The 16,224-nt window shown below is 58.3% G+C and carries 14 protein-coding genes and 2 tRNA genes; 13 read left to right on the top strand and 3 right to left on the bottom strand.

What is annotated here, in order from left to right; all coding sequences use genetic code 11:
* Window positions 1-8 precede the first annotated feature (8 nt).
* Both ACNPN0_RS17405 and ACNPN0_RS17400 read right to left on the bottom strand, forming a co-directional pair.
* Window positions 9-1,355: a lysine N(6)-hydroxylase/L-ornithine N(5)-oxygenase family protein gene (locus ACNPN0_RS17405; RefSeq protein WP_448937461.1), complete on the bottom strand. Its 1,347-nt coding sequence runs from the start codon at window positions 1,353-1,355 to the stop codon at window positions 9-11.
* Entirely contained in the window at window positions 1,352-2,845 is a 1,494-nt protein-coding gene (locus ACNPN0_RS17400; protein ID WP_448937460.1) for a pyridoxal phosphate-dependent decarboxylase family protein, read from the bottom strand. The genes ACNPN0_RS17405 and ACNPN0_RS17400 overlap by 4 nt, the downstream gene beginning before the upstream one ends.
* Before the next feature lie 353 nt (window positions 2,846-3,198).
* Between ACNPN0_RS17400 and ACNPN0_RS17395 the strand changes: the two genes are divergently transcribed.
* The 7 genes from ACNPN0_RS17395 to ACNPN0_RS17365 all read left to right on the top strand — a co-directional run bounded on the left by ACNPN0_RS17395 (window position 3,199) and on the right by ACNPN0_RS17365 (window position 9,315).
* A complete protein-coding gene (locus ACNPN0_RS17395) occupies window positions 3,199-4,452 on the top strand; it encodes an MFS transporter (RefSeq protein WP_448937459.1) in 1,254 nt (417 codons plus the stop codon).
* A gap of 42 nt (window positions 4,453-4,494) precedes the next feature.
* Entirely contained in the window at window positions 4,495-5,568 is a 1,074-nt protein-coding gene (locus ACNPN0_RS17390; RefSeq protein WP_448937458.1) for a glycosyltransferase family 4 protein, read from the top strand.
* A gap of 139 nt (window positions 5,569-5,707) precedes the next feature.
* A tRNA-Asn gene (locus tag ACNPN0_RS17385) sits at window positions 5,708-5,783 on the top strand.
* A gap of 273 nt (window positions 5,784-6,056) precedes the next feature.
* The gene (locus ACNPN0_RS17380; RefSeq protein ID WP_181149034.1) at window positions 6,057-6,902 is read left to right on the top strand and encodes a phage holin family protein; all 846 of its coding nucleotides are present in this window, start codon (window positions 6,057-6,059) and stop codon (window positions 6,900-6,902) included.
* Window positions 6,903-6,988: 86 nt separating this feature from the next.
* Window positions 6,989-7,900, top strand: coding sequence for a DMT family transporter (locus ACNPN0_RS17375; RefSeq protein WP_105657236.1), 912 nt, complete (start codon window positions 6,989-6,991; stop codon window positions 7,898-7,900).
* Window positions 7,901-7,951: 51 nt separating this feature from the next.
* Window positions 7,952-9,139 carry a glycosyltransferase gene (locus tag ACNPN0_RS17370; protein WP_388023972.1) on the top strand — a complete coding sequence of 396 codons (1,188 nt, stop codon included), beginning with the start codon at window positions 7,952-7,954 and terminating at the stop codon, window positions 9,137-9,139.
* 99 nt (window positions 9,140-9,238) lie between these two features.
* Window positions 9,239-9,315 (top strand) — tRNA-Ile (locus tag ACNPN0_RS17365).
* 258 nt (window positions 9,316-9,573) lie between these two features.
* On the opposite strand, the gene ACNPN0_RS17360 is transcribed toward ACNPN0_RS17365, so the two are convergent.
* A complete protein-coding gene (locus ACNPN0_RS17360) occupies window positions 9,574-10,107 on the bottom strand; it encodes a M23 family metallopeptidase (RefSeq protein ID WP_448937457.1) in 534 nt (177 codons plus the stop codon).
* Window positions 10,108-10,503: 396 nt separating this feature from the next.
* On the opposite strand from ACNPN0_RS17360, the gene rpsB reads away from it, so the two are divergent.
* From rpsB to ACNPN0_RS17330, 6 genes are all read left to right on the top strand, one after another.
* The gene (gene rpsB / locus ACNPN0_RS17355) at window positions 10,504-11,355 is read left to right on the top strand and encodes a 30S ribosomal protein S2 (RefSeq protein ID WP_105661810.1); all 852 of its coding nucleotides are present in this window, start codon (window positions 10,504-10,506) and stop codon (window positions 11,353-11,355) included.
* 145 nt (window positions 11,356-11,500) lie between these two features.
* Complete coding sequence (gene tsf / locus ACNPN0_RS17350) at window positions 11,501-12,337, top strand: translation elongation factor Ts (RefSeq protein WP_105657303.1); 837 nt, start codon at window positions 11,501-11,503, stop codon at window positions 12,335-12,337.
* 204 nt (window positions 12,338-12,541) lie between these two features.
* Window positions 12,542-13,264, top strand: a complete 723-nt coding sequence (gene pyrH, locus ACNPN0_RS17345) for a UMP kinase (protein ID WP_105657240.1) — start codon at window positions 12,542-12,544, stop codon at window positions 13,262-13,264.
* Between the two features lie 78 nt (window positions 13,265-13,342).
* On the top strand, window positions 13,343-13,900 hold the full coding sequence (frr, locus tag ACNPN0_RS17340; RefSeq protein ID WP_105657241.1) for a ribosome recycling factor: 558 nt from the start codon (window positions 13,343-13,345) through the stop codon (window positions 13,898-13,900).
* Window positions 13,900-15,456 carry a phosphatidate cytidylyltransferase gene (locus ACNPN0_RS17335; protein ID WP_434691605.1) on the top strand — a complete coding sequence of 519 codons (1,557 nt, stop codon included), beginning with the start codon at window positions 13,900-13,902 and terminating at the stop codon, window positions 15,454-15,456. Before frr ends, ACNPN0_RS17335 begins: the two co-directional genes overlap by 1 nt.
* Before the next feature lie 149 nt (window positions 15,457-15,605).
* Entirely contained in the window at window positions 15,606-16,178 is a 573-nt protein-coding gene (locus tag ACNPN0_RS17330) for a DivIVA domain-containing protein (protein ID WP_105657242.1), read from the top strand.
* The last annotated feature ends 46 nt before the right edge of the window (window positions 16,179-16,224 follow it).

Below are 16,224 nucleotides of genomic sequence, written 5' to 3'. Positions count from 1 at the left end.
GAAGTTCCTTAGGCTCGTGCGCTGGCATTGGCGGAAGTGGGCAAGCCGCTGAGTTCAGCGGCGCCGAATCGCTGGAAAGCGATCCGTCGCTCGACCGGGTAGACCTCGCGTCCAGCCAAGCGGTTGATAATTACTGAATTGCGGTAGGCTCCCATGCCCAGATCCGGAGCGGTGAAGCCGTGGGTGTGCAGTTCAGCGTTCTGCACGAAGATGTCCTGGTCCAACCCGATGGAATATTCGCGATCTACATTGAAGCGGCCATCGGGAAGGTAATCGATGCGTTGGCTGATGCCTTGCAAGAAGTCCGGAGTGCCTGCGCGGTAGCCGGTTGCCATGACAAGGTGGTCGGCGAGGAATTCCAGGTCTTCTCCGGTGCGTTCATGGCGCATGCTGATGGCCAGGTGATCCGTGTCAGCGCCGATGCTCGTGGCCGCGCAGCCGGTACGCAGGTGCACATTCGCTGCGCCATTGACGCTTCGCTGGTAGAGCTCCTCGTGGATTTCGTTGATCAAGTCCGCGTTGATCCCCTTGTAGAGCCCCTTTTGCTCTGCAGACAGGACATCCCGCTGATCCATGGGCAGGGCATGGAAGTGGTCGATGTATTCCGGAGATGTCATCTCCAAAGTGAGCTTGGTGTATTCCAGCGGGAAGTAGCGTTCTGAACGCGTTGCCCACACCAGATGATCCTCTTCTGGCAAGCTGCGCAGCAGATCCAAGAAGATTTCTGCGGCGCTCTGGCCGCTGCCGAGCACAGCAGTTACTTTCGGGCCGGAACTAGCGGTCCGGGAGGATAGGAGTTGCTCGCGGTGGAAGGCGTAGTCGCTTGAGTGCACCACGTTGCCGGTGGCTTGTGCTTCCGTGGTGAGAACCGGCGGCAGATACGGCTGGGATCCGGTGCCCAGCACCAACTTGCCTGCGGTGAAGCGGGTCAGTCCTGCGGCAGTGAGCACCGATAACCGGTAGGCCCCGTCATGGTATTCGGCTTCGAGCACCCGGTGCCCGAATCGTACGCTTTGAATATTTTCTGCGGCCCACGCCAGGTAGTTGGAATACTCCTCGCGCAGCGCGTAGAAGTCTTCGCGGATATAGAAGGGGTAAAGCCGCTGTTTTTCCTTGAGATAGTTCAAGAACGAATGCTTGCTGGTCGGGTCCGCCATGGTCACCAGATCTGCCATGAAGGGAACCTGGAGATGGGTTCCGGGAAGCATCATGCCAGGGTGCCAGACGAACTTCTCTCCGGCTTCCAGAACTGCAACGTGCAGATCATCCAATCCATCGACCAAGGCGGCAAAACCCAGATTGAAAGGGCCAGCGCCAATAGCGATGACGTCAAAGTGCTCGGTAGGTTCAATCATTTCTTCTCTCCAAGGGTGCGTTCGGCCAGCAGTCCGGAACCAATCCGGCAGATAGCGTCGAGGATCTCGCTGATATCGGCCAGAGTCGTATTCGGATTGAGCAGCGTCAGTTTCAGCAGGCGTTTGCCTTTGACCGTGGTGGCGGCGATCATCGCTTCGCCGCTGGCATAGAGGCGTTGGCGGATCTGGTTGGCCAGGGCATTGTGCTCGTCCAGTTCCAATGGGTGCTGTGGATCTTCAAAGGAGAAGACCAGTGTGCTCAGCTGCACGTCGGCTGCCATCCGTAGCTGGGCGCGCATGGCAACTTCCTGTTGAGCGTCCTCTGCCAAGGCGATGACCTGGTCGAACATGGAACCCAAACGGCTAGCCCCCAAAGAGCGCAACGTGACCCATAGCTTCAGCGCATCGAAGCGCCGTGTGGTCTGCAGGGACTTCGAGACCTGGTTGGGGGTGGACTCGGCCTCCGCACGCGGGTTCAGGTACTCGGCATAGTGGGCGATGGATTCCATGGAGGCCGCCGAGCGGACCACCAAGGCGCTGGAGCCGATGGGCTGGAAGAAGGACTTGTGGTAATCCACGGTGACCGAGTCGGCCAATTCAATGCCGTCCAGCCGGTGGCGGTGGGAGTTGGAGACGAGCAGGCCGCAACCGTATGCGGCATCAACATGGAACCACGCGCCTACTTCTGTGGCGATAGCACGCAGCTGGGGCAACGGATCGATGGCCCCGAAGTCGGTATTCCCGCTGGTGGCGGAGATGGCCATGGGCACCAAGCCGGCGGCGAGGTCTGCGTCCAGGCGCACGCGCAATGCATGCGCATCCATGCGGTGCTGGGCGTCCGTAGGGATCGCCACGGCCGCGTCGTAGCCCAAGCCAAGGAGCATCGCGGCGTTGCGAATCGAGAAGTGCGCATCTTCCGAGCAATAGATCCGCAGATTAGCCAGCCGTTCAGGCAAGGTGCCCCGCAGCTTTGCGGTTGCGGTGTTTCGCGCGATCAGCATGGCCTGAAGGTTGGATTGAGTTCCGCCAGAGGTAAAAATTCCGTCGGCCTGCCCGGTCCCGAAGCCGATCAGATCGGCGGTGAAATCGATGAGCTTGCGCTCGATCAGTGTTGCGCCAGCGCTCTGGTCAAAAGTGTCCATCGAGGTGTTGATGCTCGTGACGAAATTCTCGGCGACCACCGCAGGGATCACGACGGGGCAGTTCAAGTGCGCCGCGTACTTCGGATCGTGGAAGTAGACCGCGTCGTTGAAATACAACTCATTCAGCTCGGTGAACGAGTCCTGGGTTGAACCCAACGGACTATGCAGGTCGACCAGGTCGATGCGTTCCTGCAACTGCTGCGGAGTCGGACCGGTCGTCGGCGCGTTCACCGATGCCAATCGGTGGGCCACGCGTGAAATGGCTTCACGCGACTCGTTTTCGTAGACACGGGCGGTGTCTGCGCAGAGCAACGAATCATCGTAGATCGGCAGTGGTAGATCAGGCATTTGCAGGGTAGGCAGTGAGGCACCCAAAAGCATGCTCCTCAGATAGAGACAATCAATAGTTGGTCAGGCTCACCTAACAAGAATCTATTAACAACACACTTCAATTAGTTAATGCAAACCGAGTAATTCACTCTCTCCGCCAGGAGAAAAGTTTCTACATTTTCCTGCGAGTGGCGCCCGGCTGTGATAAGTTACCCGCTGACCTGCATCTGAGCGGGGCTGAAGCTGGTCCCCTGCGAGGTTGAAGTGGAGAGAACTTCTCGACTTCCAATGCCCCGGAATTATCACTAATCGTTTGATTGCACTTTCAAGCTAGAACTGTATGATCAAACAGTTAGAACAAGGGAGGGCAAGTGGCCACGGCAAGCCCAGGAAAAGTCCAGCGATCCCAGCGTCTGCTCCTCGGATCGAACGCAACGGACGCGGCAGGACGCTCACTTTCTGATATCACGATTGATCTGCTGTTCGTGGGTACCCTTGGCGCAACTGCCATGCAGATGGGAGTGCTCAATGCGCTTGGCTCCCTTTCCTTTGTGCTCGCGAGCATCCCCGCGGGCCATTTGGTCGACAAGTATTCCGCGTTGCGGGTCCTGCGTATCGGTCTCGGGGCCAAGCTTTTCCTGCTGGGGTGCCTAGCGGCACTGTCCTTCGCCGAGGAGCTAACGATCCCGCTGGGAATGCTGTTGTGCGCAGTGCTCGGCTTCTGCAATGTTTTTTCCGAAACTTCCCAAACCACTGCCGTTCCGCAGCTCATCGGAGATGAGCCTGAAGTCCGAGCGGCGAGCATTAGCAAGCTGATCGCCTCGCTGGGAGCTGCGGACCAGTCAATGACCGTGATTGTCCCGGCCTTGGCGGGAACCGGCTTCGCGCTGTGGGGAGCGCCAGCGCTGCTGAGCATCTCGGCGGCTCTGGGCCTGCTGGCGATGCTGATGGCGTTGCAGGTGCGTTCCTCTCGCCTGTCGCCAGGCCCTGGCCGCCGCCCCGGGCCGTCGACCGAACAGGGTGGCATCCTGGCTGGCCTCAGGTATCTGGCCCGGCACCGCCTGCTCTTGGCGATTACCGTTGCAGTGATGTTCTCCAACTTGGGGCTGGCCATCGGGTCATCGGTGGAAGCGATCTTCATTATCAACGAGCTCGGCTTTGGCGAATTCGGGTACGGCCTTTTCGCCTCGGTGGGTGGCGTTGGCGGGCTAATTGGAACTGCTATCGCAGGAACGCTGGCTGGAAGATTCGCTCCGGCAACCTTGCTGATCTACACCGGTTCGATGCAGGCAGTTTTGGCGGGCTGCGTATTGTCCGCGGCTTATGCAACCGAAATGTGGTCCATGGTGCTGCTGGGAGTTTTCGCGCTGGGATGGGGAATCGTCGTGCTGCTCTTCAATATTGCTGCCTCGTCCTGGATTGTGCAGATCATTCCGGAGCAGCTGCTGGGCCGGGTCCTAAGCGCACGCCGGTTATTCACCTTTGGAGTAGTTCCCGTTGGCGGATTGGCGGGCGGCGCATTGGCCAGCGCGTGGGGGATTACCGCTGGACTGCTTGCTTGGGTCGTTGCCGCAACCCTCTCAGTTATTAGCTACCTAGTGATGCGCGGCCCCGCAAGCCGTTAGGCTGGAAAGCATACGCACCACGAAGTAAAGGCAACCGCGCACGTGAAACTCGTTATCGACGCTCGATACACCCGCATCACCCACCATGATGGCATTAGCCGGTATACCGCCGGGTTGATCGAGGCCGCCAGCAAGCTTGCCGAGGTCACGATGCTGGTCAACGACACCAGGCAGCTGGCAATGCTCCCCGATGTTCCGTATCTGAAGATTTCCGGGCCCACGAGCGTGCTCGAGCCATTCGTCGCCCTGCAGATCAACAAGCTCAAGCCTGATGTCGTGTTTTCGCCCATGCAGACTATCGGATCGTTGGGGCGGAAATATCCCTTGGTCTTGACCCTGCATGATTTGATCTACTACTCGCATCCGCATGCACCGAAGTTCCTTCCTGCTCCGATTCGCGCTGGATGGTTCTTGTTCCATCAGGTCTACTGGCCGCAGCGGATGCTCCTGAATCGTGCCGACGCGGTGGCTACCGTTTCCAACACCACAGCCGAACTCATGCGCAGGCATCGACTGACCAAGAAGCATATTGGACTGGTGTCCAACGCCCCCACCGGAAATTTTGCTCGTCGAGACCAAGCGAAGCGCCCAAAGAAGACCTTGGTCTATATGGGGTCCTTCATGGAATACAAGAACGTCGAGACACTCATCCGCGGTATGGCGCACCTGCCGGACTATGAGCTGCACCTGCTAAGCGGGATCAACGAGCAACGTCATGCTGAATTATCCAAGCTCATCCCCTCGCAATCCACAGTGGTATTCCACCGCGGTGTCAGCGATGAGGAATACGAGCAGCTGCTCAGCGAATGCACTGCCTTGGTAACCCTTTCGCGAGAAGAAGGCTACGGGCTTCCCCTGGTCGAAGCGATGAGCATGGGAACTCCGGTGATTGCCACCGATATGCCGATTTTCAGGGAAGTCGCGGATGACGCCGCGCTGTACGCTTCGGCAGATGATGCACAAGGCTTCGCGGACCAAGTACGCACTTTGGATGAGCAGGCTACCTGGAGACAGTATTCGCAACGCGCCGTGGAACGAGCCGGGCACTACTCATGGGAACAATCAGCGCAGCAGCTGCTGGATTTGGCCAGATATGCGGCAGATCACAGAAAGTAGTTTGCTGCTGCCTGGTGGATAAGCAGCCGGTCTCGCCCGGAAAATGGCGGAAATTCGGGGCAGGGAACGCACGGTCTGCAACGGGAACTTCCGATTTGAAAACCGCACTTGGCCAGTGCTAAAGTATTACTCGTTGCATTCCTCCATAGCTCAATTGGCAGAGCATTCGACTGTTAATCGAAGGGTTACTGGTTCAAGTCCAGTTGGAGGAGCCAAAGAAACCTCCCAGCTCCGCAAGTAGCTGGGAGGTTTTGTTTTACCCAAAAGCGGTCGTTGCCATGCGCAAATTCGAAGTGAAAACCCAGCAACACCCGAACCTCCTATAACCACAGGTGATTAGACGATAGACTTTCGAATCGTTAACAGTTACACCCACAGCATGAGATAAATGCAGTGGGTTTTACGCCTGAAGACTGAGTCGTATGCGGCAACCGGGGTGTTAGCGTTTGATGTACCGGTTGCTGAGCGATCGAGAATATGGAGAAACCATGTCTGAAGCTGAATCGACGCAAGCTGACGAAAGCCTTAAGTCGAGTGTCAAGAGTGCTAAGACGCAGGTTGATGGTCTCAAGGAGCTTGTTCCACAACAGCTCTCGGACGAGATCAAACTCGCGACTACGGTACTCAAAGGCAAGGGAATCAGCATTGGCATGGCGGCGGCGCTCGCCGGAGCTGCACTGCTCGTAGTGTTGCTCTTCGTCATTGCTGTTGTAGTTACCCTGGTCAATGTATTGGCTCTCTGGTTGCCCGGTTGGGCAGCCGCATTGATCGTTGCAGGATTCTTCTTGCTGGTTGCTGCCATCTTGGGATTGGTTGGATATGCCAAGGTCAAGAAGGCACTGCCGCTGAAACCGGAAGCAGCTATTCGCGGACTCCGCCACGACTTGGGCGTGCTCAAGGACGGCAGCGCCTTCGATGTCAGCACTCTTGATGAGCCGCTGAAGAAGAAGTCGGCTGAGGATGACGAGAAGGCTGAAAAGAAGAAGGAACCGAAGCCTCCGGCACCGAGTGCCGATGAGCTGATCCTTCGCACCAAGCGTCGCCGCCGCCAGATCCAGGCTCTGCGCGACAACCTGGGCGAGAGCGTGCAAGCGCCACTGGCCAAGATCGACAAGATTCGTTCCTTCACCCAGGGAGCTGGGGAAAAGTTCTCCGGAGCAGCTGCCAAGGCGAAGGGATTCGTTCGCCCTTCCTCGTCTTCGTCTTCCGAAGACCAATCGGAGGCTGACAGAGCCGGCTCAAACCGCTTAGAGCAGGCACGACCGTATATCGTGATGGCAGGTTCCGGGCTGGCGCTGATGGCTGTTGTCCGCGCATTGTTCAAGCGCTCCTAGGTCTTTCGCCGACGGGGCCAGGCATTAGCCGTACCAAGCGTGCGCGTGCCCCGTCGTATGAAAACTTAGGCTAGAAAGGCACTGACATGGTTTGGATCGCTATTGCAGCGGCACTATGCAGTGCCTTTTGTCTTGCCTTTGGAGCGCACTTCCAATCGCAGGCAGTCCGCAGTGCTGTTGGCGGTCTGGACCTGACAATTAAGAATGTCGGGAAGCTGGCCCGCAACAAACGCTGGATGAGCGGACTGGGGCTGATGGCTCTTGGCATGGCCTTGAATGTTTTCGCGCTAGCCAGCGCGCCCTTGACGGTGGTGCAGCCAATTGGTGCCATTGCATTGGTGATCACTGCGATGGTCAATGCCAAGGAAACCGACCTGACGATGAATCGTCCCACCGTTTTGGCGATCATCAGCTGCATGGTGGGTTCGGTTGGCTTCGTGCTTCTGGCCGTCACTGCCACTAGCAGCAACCAGGAAGTAAACGACTACGAAGCGCACTTGATTGAAATGATCTTGGCGGTAGTCGTTGCCATCGTGGGATTGGCCACCATCTTCTTCCACAAGAAGCTCGGTGCGTTCTTCTTCATCCTCGGTGCTGGCGTCCTATTCGGATTCGTCGCCGTACTGGTTCGAACCATTGCAATCGCCGTGATGAATATCGGCGACGGCAGCTTTGTCCAGCTACCTTGGTTGGCTGGCCTAGCGGTAGTTGTAGCTGGCCTTCTCGGCTCGTATTTTGTGCAAAAAGCCTACTCAAAGGGACCTCCTGACCTTGTCATCGCAGGGTTGACGGTGATTGACCCAATAATTGGTATTGCCATTGGAATCGGCATCCTCGGGGAGCTGCGTCCTGATGTTCCGGTACTGGTCACCGTGCTGATGCTGGTGGCTGCTGGTTTGGCTATCGTCGGTGTGACCGCACTGTCCAGGCATCACCCGGATGTTATTGAACGCCGGAACCAGTCTGAAGCAGAAAAATCCATGCCTGATTCCAAATAGACTAAAGCTGCAGATTTTAATAGAAACTACAACGCGTGTGAACGCCGAAGGATGCTCGTGGCCAAGGAAAAACCGCTGACCATCGTCATTGCTGCTGACACTTATCCGCCAGACGTCAACGGTGCAGCGATGTTTTGCTACCGGTTGGCTACTGCGATGCATGCACGCGGCCACCGGGTGCATGTGCTGGCGGCCCGTGGAGATAAGGGCAAGACCTACACCGAGATCCGTGATGAAGCAATTGTGCATCGTCTGGAATCGCATTCGGTACCTACCCACGAGTACTTCCGTATCGTGTTCCCATGGGAAGTCAATCGGCAGATCAGCAAGCTGCTCTCGGATATCAAGCCCGATGTAGTCCACGCCCAGAGCCACTATATGATTGGCCAGCGCACGATCGGATGGGCTCGCAAGAACAAGGTTCGTTCCATCGCCACGAACCACTTCATGCCGGAAAACCTTGACCCCTTCCTGCCTTTCCCGCAGTGGTTCAAGCGAATTGTCGCGCAGAATTCGTGGAGAGACATGGGGAAGATCTTTGGGCGGGCAGACGCCGTCACGACCCCGACTCCACTGGCGGCCAAGGCAATGCGTGAGCGTGCCAAACTGAACCGGGTGCTTCCGCTGTCTAACGGGATCGAGATCGGCAACTACGAGCTGGCGGCAGGGGAAGAAATCATTAAAAACGAGTTCCCCACGATCTTGTTCGCAGGCCGTCTTGCCGTTGAGAAGAACATCAATGAACTCATCGAGGCATTGCCTTTAATGAGCCAGGTGCCGGATGCCATCATTGAAATTGTTGGCGGGGGAGAGCAGCGCGCTCACTTGGAGAAGATCGCCGACGAATTGCAGCTGCGAGACCGTGTCCGTTTCCTTGGGCATGTAAGTGATGAACAACTGCGCCAGGCCTACCTGCGTTGCGATGTGTTCTGTCAACCAGGCACCGCCGAACTGCAGTCATTGGTAACCCTGGAAGCACTCTCGGCTTCCAAACCCGTCGTTCTGGCCAACGCGATGGCCCTGCCGCACCTGGTAGACGAAGGCATCAATGGTTACATGTTCACGCCGGGAGACCGGCAGGATCTGGCCAACAAGCTAGACCAGGTTCTGGCTCTGGATGAGCAGCGCCGTGCCAAGATGGGTGAAGCCGGGCATGAAAAGGTGAAGAACCACGCGCAGGAAAAGACGATGAACTCCTTCGAAGCCCTTTACCGCGGCCACGAAGTTTCCACCCATTAATAGGTTCATCGTCATCGGGTGCGTCAAATCGGTGTTTCGGCTAGTGATGCCCTAGAATATTTCGAGTGTGGTTACACCGCTTCGGCGATGGGCCCATGTGGGGAGTTAGCTCAGTTGGTTAGAGCAGGGGACTCATAATCCCTTGGTCATGGGTTCAAGTCCCATACTCCCTACCAAACAAGATCGTCCAGCAGCTTATGCAAAAAAGCTGCTGGGCGATTTTTCGTTCCGGGGTCTGGAAACTGGAAGAAGCCAGTTCCCGGCCCATTGTGCGGTGCCAACTTGCAACTCTCATGGCAGTCCAGGGAACTGGCCACGCGGCTGCGCGGCGGGGCACGATCTCGCCAGGGGCAAGAACACGCAGAGGATCCGGTCTGCAAGACCCGCGACAGTAACCACAGCTCTTCATGGTGCACCCCTGGGAGCCTTCACGGTCATTCGTGCAGCGGCAAGAGTATTGATGGACGCATGTCGCGGATCAGCAACACCGGGTCAATATATTCGCCTTCGAGCCGCACGCCCCAGTGAATGCATCGGCCCGAGCAGTGCGCCCCGGTTGCTACCTGTCCCACCTTCGCGCCAGCCTCGACCCAATCGCCCACCGAGACTCCGGCGGCTACCGGTTCGATGCTGGTCTTGAATCCGGAACCGTGGTCGATGACCAGCACGGGTCGATCCACGATCACTGAAGCGAAGGCGACTTGGCCGCGCTGGGGCGCGAAGACCGAGTCTCCGGAGCTGGCAGCCAAATCCACGCCGCGATGACCGGGAAGCCAATTCTCCTCCGGCTTATCGAAGGGCTCCAGAATTTCCGGTTCGCCAGCTAGCGGCCAGCGCCAGCCGTTGCCGGCGGCGAGTGCAGCTTGTGCTTGGACTGGTTGTGGCGCCGCAATCAGGGGCGAGGCCGGAGGACCACTGAAGGCCAGCAGCAAAACCTGCAGCCCGGCGACTAGATACTTGGATTTCATCCTCTCAGGCTGGACCCAATAGCCGGATCTTGAGCAGTTGGAAGAGCGAATTGTGGGCAAGCGAATGGGCTGCAGATCACCGATATCGCCGTGTAAAGCGTTGAGTTCTCTGTAGTACACTTGAAACAGCAGTGTCCTGTCACAGGTGTGTCCAAAACTGGGTGCGTCGGGCAGGGGATTGACTTCGCGTATGAGTATCCACAGCTTCTTTAGCTGTGGCCTGAGGTTCCAGTGGTCCGAGAGAATCGGTGGACCGAAGGCGAGATGCCAAGCATCTATCGGTATTCATGCTAGGGCGGATATCCACAATGGCTATCTGCATCAACCCGAACAAACAAGAGCAGTTACCGCGGGCGCATGCGCGTCCGGTCCGCCACTGCTGAAAGGAGTTGCGACATGCCAGTCGTAACCATGCGAGAGCTGCTTGACAGCGGCGTCCACTTCGGCCACCAGACCCGTCGCTGGAACCCAAAGATGAAGCGCTTCATTTTCACCGAGCGCAACGGCATCTACATCATCGACCTGCAGCAGTCGCTGTCGTTCATCGACCGCGCTTACGAGTTCGTCAAGCAGACCGTTGCCCACGGCGGCACCGTACTGTTCGTCGGTACCAAGAAGCAGGCTCAGGAATCGATCGCCGAGCAGGCTAACCGCGTTGGCCAGCCATACGTGAACCAGCGTTGGCTCGGCGGTATGCTGACCAACTTCCAGACCGTCTCCAAGCGCGTTCAGCGCATGAAGGAACTGGAAGAGATCAACTTCGAGGACGTTGCTGGCTCCGGTCACACCAAGAAGGAACTGCTGCTGCTGAAGCGCGAGCTGACCAAGCTGCAGAACAACCTCGGTGGTATCCGTAACCTGACCCGCACCCCTTCCGCTATCTGGATCGTTGACACCAAGAAGGAACACTTGGCTATCGACGAAGCACAGAAGCTGGGCATCCCAGTTGTGGCCATCCTGGACACCAACTGCGATCCGGACGAAGTTACCTACCCGATCCCAGGCAACGACGACGCAATCCGCTCCGTCAACCTGCTGACCCGCGTTGTCGCTGACGCTGTGGCCGAAGGCCTCATCGCCAAGAACAACAAGGCTGCCGGCAAGACCGAGGGTGCTGCTGAGCCAATGGCTGAGTGGGAGCGCGAGCTGCTTGAGGGCGAGAAGGCCAAGGCCGAAGCTCCAGCTGCAGAAGCTGCAACTGAAGCACCAGCTGCAGACGATGCAACTGAGGCACCAGAAGCCAAGTAGTCACCTCGGTGACTCCAGAAGTTTGCCTGGGCGCACTAGCGTGTAGCTCGGGGTGAACTTCACCAAGTCTTGTGGGACGGGCCGGAAATCCGACCCGTCCCATAAGCAAAATAAACTTGAAACTCCTAGCTGAATGGGATTGCACGTGGCAAACTACACCGCTGCTGATATCAAGGCACTGCGCGAGCGCACTGGCGCCGGCATGATGGACGTTAAGAAGGCACTGGACGAGGCTAACGGCGACGCCGAGAAGGCCATCGAGATCATCCGCGTCAAGGGCCTGAAGGGCGCTACCAAGCGCGAAGGCCGTTCGACCGCTGAAGGCCTGGTTGCTGCCAAGGTTGAAGGCAACGTCGGCGTCATGATCGAGATCAACTGCGAGACCGACTTCGTTGCCAAGAACGAGAAGTTCATCGCACTGGCCAACAAGGTCCTGGATGCCGCTGTGGCTTCCGGTGCTGCAGATGCAGAAGCACTGCTGGCTTACGAGCTGGACGGCAAGACCGTTGGCGACATCGTTATCGAAGAGGGCGCAATCCTCGGCGAGAAGGTTGTTGTACGCCGTGTTGCACGCATCGAGGGTGCCAAGGTTGCTTCGTACCTGCACAAGACCAGCAAGGACCTGCCAGCTCAGGTTGGCGTTCTGATGGCTGTTGACGCTGACAGCGAAGCTGCCGCAACCGTCGCACACGACGTTGCTGTCCACACCGCTGCAATGGCTCCTACCTTCCTGTCCCGCGAGGAGGTTCCAGCTGACAAGGTTGCCGACGAGCGCCGCATCGCAGACGAAACCGCTCGCGCGGAGGGCAAGCCAGAAGCTGCACTCACCAAGATCGTTGAAGGCCGCCTGACCGGTTTCTTCAAGGAAATCGTCTTGGTTGACCAGGCTTTCGCCAAGGACGCAAAGAAGTCCGTAGGCAAGGTCTTCGAAGAAGCTGGCACCAAGCCAGTTGCCTTCGCACGCTTCCGCGTTGGTGCCTAAGCTTTTACAGCTCTAAGCATTAGCCGTACGCATTAAGCGAACCGCGTTCAGGGCAACCTGAGTGCACAAGATCAAAGGGAGGTGAGCACCGAGAGAAAACTCGGTGACTCGCCTCCCTTTTCTTGAGCCCGGATCTCACGATAGCTTGGGATCTGGGAAGTAGTACCCCCAGCTTGATTCCGACCTCCAGGAGTAAGACACCTCATGCCAAGCACCCCAGAAACCAAACGACGCCGCGTACTGCTCAAGCTCTCCGGTGAAGTATTCGGCGGCGGCAAGATCGGCGTTGACCCGGATACCGTTCGCGGCATCGCCAAGCAGATCGCTGAAACCGTAGGCGAAGTAGAGGTCGCAATCGTGGTTGGCGGCGGCAATTTCTTCCGCGGCGCAGAACTCTCGGCCTCCGGCATGGACCGCTCGCGCGCAGACTACATGGGCATGCTTGGCACCGTCATGAACTGCCTGGCACTGCAGGACTTCCTGGAACAATGCGGCGTCGAAACCCGCGTCCAGTCGGCCATCGCCATGGCCCAGGTCGCAGAGAACTACATCCCACGCCGTGCCATCCGCCACATGGAAAAGGACCGCGTTGTCATCTTCGGCGCGGGCGCAGGCCTGCCGTACTTCTCCACCGACACCGTGGCCGCGCAGCGTGCCCTGGAAGTCGATGCTGACGAAGTTCTGATGGCCAAGTCGGGCGTCGATGGCGTGTACACCGCGGATCCGAAGAAGGATCCGACCGCCAAGAAGCTGGAGACCTTGACCTACAGCGACGCGCTGGTCAACGACATCCGCGTGATGGACCAGACCGCCATGACCATGTGCCAGGACAACAAGCTCAATATGCTGGTCTTCGGCATGGAAGGCGAAGGAAACGTGGCCGCGGCAATTCGCGGCGAGCGGATTGGCACCACCGTCACCGTCTAATCGGTGATCGTGGCTTAGGATTGAAGTAGATTTAATTTCCCGTAGCGGAAACACAGATGAAGTACTTGAGGAGTACCGGTGATTGACGAAACGCTGGCGGAAACCGCCGAAAAGATGGAACGCACCATTGAGGCCGCCAAGGAGGACTTCGCGACGATCCGTACCGGTCGCGCCCACCCAGGCATGTACTCGAAGGTCATGGTGGACTACTACGGTTCCCCGACCCCACTGCAGCAGTTGGCTTCCTTCGCAGTGCCAGAAGCACGCACCATCACCATCACCCCATTCGATGTGACCGCTATGCGCGCAATCGAAAAGGCTCTGGGCGATCCAGAAGTTGGGGCAAACCCATCTTCGGACGGAAAGATGATCCGCGTTGTCCTTCCAGTGCTGACCGAAGAACGCCGCAAGGAATACGTCAAGCTGGCCAAGGCCAAGGGCGAGGACGCCCGCGTTGCGCTGCGTAATCACCGCCGCAAGGCCAAGGACTCCATCGACAAGTTGGTCAAGGATGGCGAAATTGGCGAGGACGAGGGCACCCGTGCAGAAAAGGACCTCGACGCGCTGACCAAGAAGCACGTTGACGCAGTTGACGAGATCTTGAAGAAAAAAGAAGCAGAGCTGCTGGAAGTCTAATGCCAGGCTCGACAGACAACACTGAGGGCAACGCTTCGGCGGTGCCCTCAGTGGCATCCGGAGAATCCCAGCCCCTGACCCGACGTGAAGCTCGTGCCCAGCGCGAGGCTGCCGCCAAGGGGAAAAAACGCGGTTTCATGAAGAACCGCGCGGCCAGGGAAACTCCAGAACCTGCCACTGGAATCCAAGAAACGGTCGCGACTGAACCGGCCAATCCGGTAGCTGCTCCAATGGCCACGCCAGCACCGGCACCAGCCGTGGAGCAAGTTGCCGGCACCGATGGCGCTTTGCCGACCCCTCAGCCAGGGGCTGGCGCGAACCCGGCAGCCGAGACTTCCCCCAGCAAGGATGCAGCCGCTACGGCTGATACCGGGCAAGCGAAAGAGCGTGCCAAGGCAGCCTTCAAGGCCGATACGTCCAAGCCAGTGACGGCTCCGGGGCCGGTCGCTGCCCAGCAGGCCGGACCAGCCGAGGAACCGGCTGAGCCCGTGGAATCGGCGGAACCCGGCAAAGCCAAGATCTTAGCTGCCCCAGCTGCCCAGGGTGGTAAGCCAGCGAAGGGCGAAGCGACCAAACCGGACGCCGAATCAGCGGCGCAGAATCCAGCGCCTGCCGAGGGCAAGGTGCCTGCTCCACCGGTTTCCGACTCCACGGACCTGGCCGAGACCGGCCAGCCCGACGCGGCAGAAGCAGACATCCCTGCCGAACTGCTGGTAGGAACCCCGGAGCCGAAGAAATCGCGCGCAGGACGCAACCTGCCCGCGGCAATCGGCGTAGGCTTGCTGATGCTCGGCGTCGTCCTCGTTGGCCTGATGTGGTCGCAGCCGTTGCTGGTCATCGCGCTGATTGCGCTCAGCGGCATTGGCTGCTGGGAAGTTGCGAGAGCTACTACTCACGCCAAAACCGCGGTGCCTCAATTGCCGTTGTACCTGTCCTCGGTCTTGCTGCCGGTCAGTGCCATCTGGGGTGGGGTGGAAGCCCTTGGATTCAGCTACATTGCCTGTATCCTCATCGCTTTGCTCTTCCGGCTCATGGAAGGACTCAAGGGTGCTGTGGCCTCGGTGATGAGCAGCGTGTTCATCATCAGCTGGGTGCCGCTGCTGCTTTCCTTCGCCCTGCTGATTCTTGATTCCGAGAATGGCCAATGGCTCATTGCCACGCTTTTGCTGCTCGCGGTCGCCAACGACACCTTCGGCTACATCGTGGGTGTGCTAATAGGCAAGCATCCGATGGCGCCAAAGATTTCTCCGAAAAAGTCCTGGGAGGGCTTCGCCGGATCAATGATCGGTTCGATGGCTATTGGTGCTTGCGCAATGCACTTCTGGCTGGAAATGCCATGGTGGACGGGCGTCATCTTGGCGTTCTTCACCACCATTGCCGCGACCACTGGCGACTTCGCGGAATCCATGGTCAAACGTGAACTGGGCATCAAGGACATGAGCAACTTGCTGCCGGGCCATGGCGGAATCATGGATCGCTTGGACTCGATATTGTTTGTCATTCCTCTGGGCTACGTGATTTCGCATGTGCTGGCCTGGAGCGTCGAAGTCTTCTGACCGGTCCCGCCAGCGGGTGTGATCCTCTACTGGAATACACTGGCTGGTGTGGCCATTAAGCCAACTATTGGCCCAAGCCAATAGAATATGAGGGGTATCGCCTTACCGGGGTACCCAACTGATATCTCTCTAGAGAAAAAGGAACTGTCGTGTCGCAGCAGCAAGATGCTCCGTTTTCCCGCGTACCGGACTCGGAATTCGGCTACAACGCAAAGCAAGTTGATGCATTCCTGAGCCGTGCCCGCGCCACCTTCAACGGTGGAGGAAACGACGACAGTGTGGTCACCAGCCACCTGATCCGCCGCACCACTTTTGCGCCGCAGAAGGGCGGGTACCAGGCCCGCGAAGTCGATGGTGCGCTGGACCGCTTGGAAGATGTCTTTGCCAAGCGCGAGCGCGACGACTTGATTGCCCATCAGGGCGAGGAGGTCTGGCTGCAGCAGGTAGGCCGCCTGGCCGCGATCCTGCGTGGCCGCCTGCACCGTGCCAAGGGTGAGCGTTTCCGTCGCCCGTCGCGTTCCAACGCGTCGAGCTACAACATCGAAGATGTCGATCGCCTATGCGATCAGCTCATCGACTATTTCGAGAACGACGTGCCCATGGCCGTTGACACCGTACGCCGCGTGGAATTCCGCTCTTCGCAGGGAACCGATGGCTACGAGGAATCGCAGGTCGATGCATTCCTTGACCGCGTGGTCGAGCTGATGGCTTCGATCGACTAGCAGCTGTCTCCAGCGCAAACGCATTGCCGCGCAGGGCAGTGGGAAA

This window comes from Glutamicibacter sp. AGC84 (assembly GCF_053543575.1).
This window is presented reverse-complemented; position numbering and strand designations above follow the sequence as displayed.

What these genes read in the sequence shown, in the direction of transcription:
- ACNPN0_RS17405 (WP_448937461.1), bottom strand. Translation starts at nt 1,355, where the DNA reads ATGATTGAACCTACCGAGCACTTTGACGTCATCGCTATTGGCGCTGGC.
- ACNPN0_RS17400 (WP_448937460.1), bottom strand. Translation starts at nt 2,845, where the DNA reads ATGCCTGATCTACCACTGCCGATCTACGATGATTCGTTGCTCTGCGCA.
- ACNPN0_RS17380 (WP_181149034.1), top strand. Translation starts at nt 6,057, where the DNA reads ATGTCTGAAGCTGAATCGACGCAAGCTGACGAAAGCCTTAAGTCGAGT.
- ACNPN0_RS17375 (WP_105657236.1), top strand. Translation starts at nt 6,989, where the DNA reads ATGGTTTGGATCGCTATTGCAGCGGCACTATGCAGTGCCTTTTGTCTT.
- ACNPN0_RS17370 (WP_388023972.1), top strand. Translation starts at nt 7,952, where the DNA reads ATGCTCGTGGCCAAGGAAAAACCGCTGACCATCGTCATTGCTGCTGAC.
- ACNPN0_RS17360 (WP_448937457.1), bottom strand. Translation starts at nt 10,107, where the DNA reads ATGAAATCCAAGTATCTAGTCGCCGGGCTGCAGGTTTTGCTGCTGGCC.
- rpsB (WP_105661810.1), top strand. Translation starts at nt 10,504, where the DNA reads ATGCCAGTCGTAACCATGCGAGAGCTGCTTGACAGCGGCGTCCACTTC.
- pyrH (WP_105657240.1), top strand. Translation starts at nt 12,542, where the DNA reads ATGCCAAGCACCCCAGAAACCAAACGACGCCGCGTACTGCTCAAGCTC.
- ACNPN0_RS17335 (WP_434691605.1), top strand. Translation starts at nt 13,900, where the DNA reads ATGCCAGGCTCGACAGACAACACTGAGGGCAACGCTTCGGCGGTGCCC.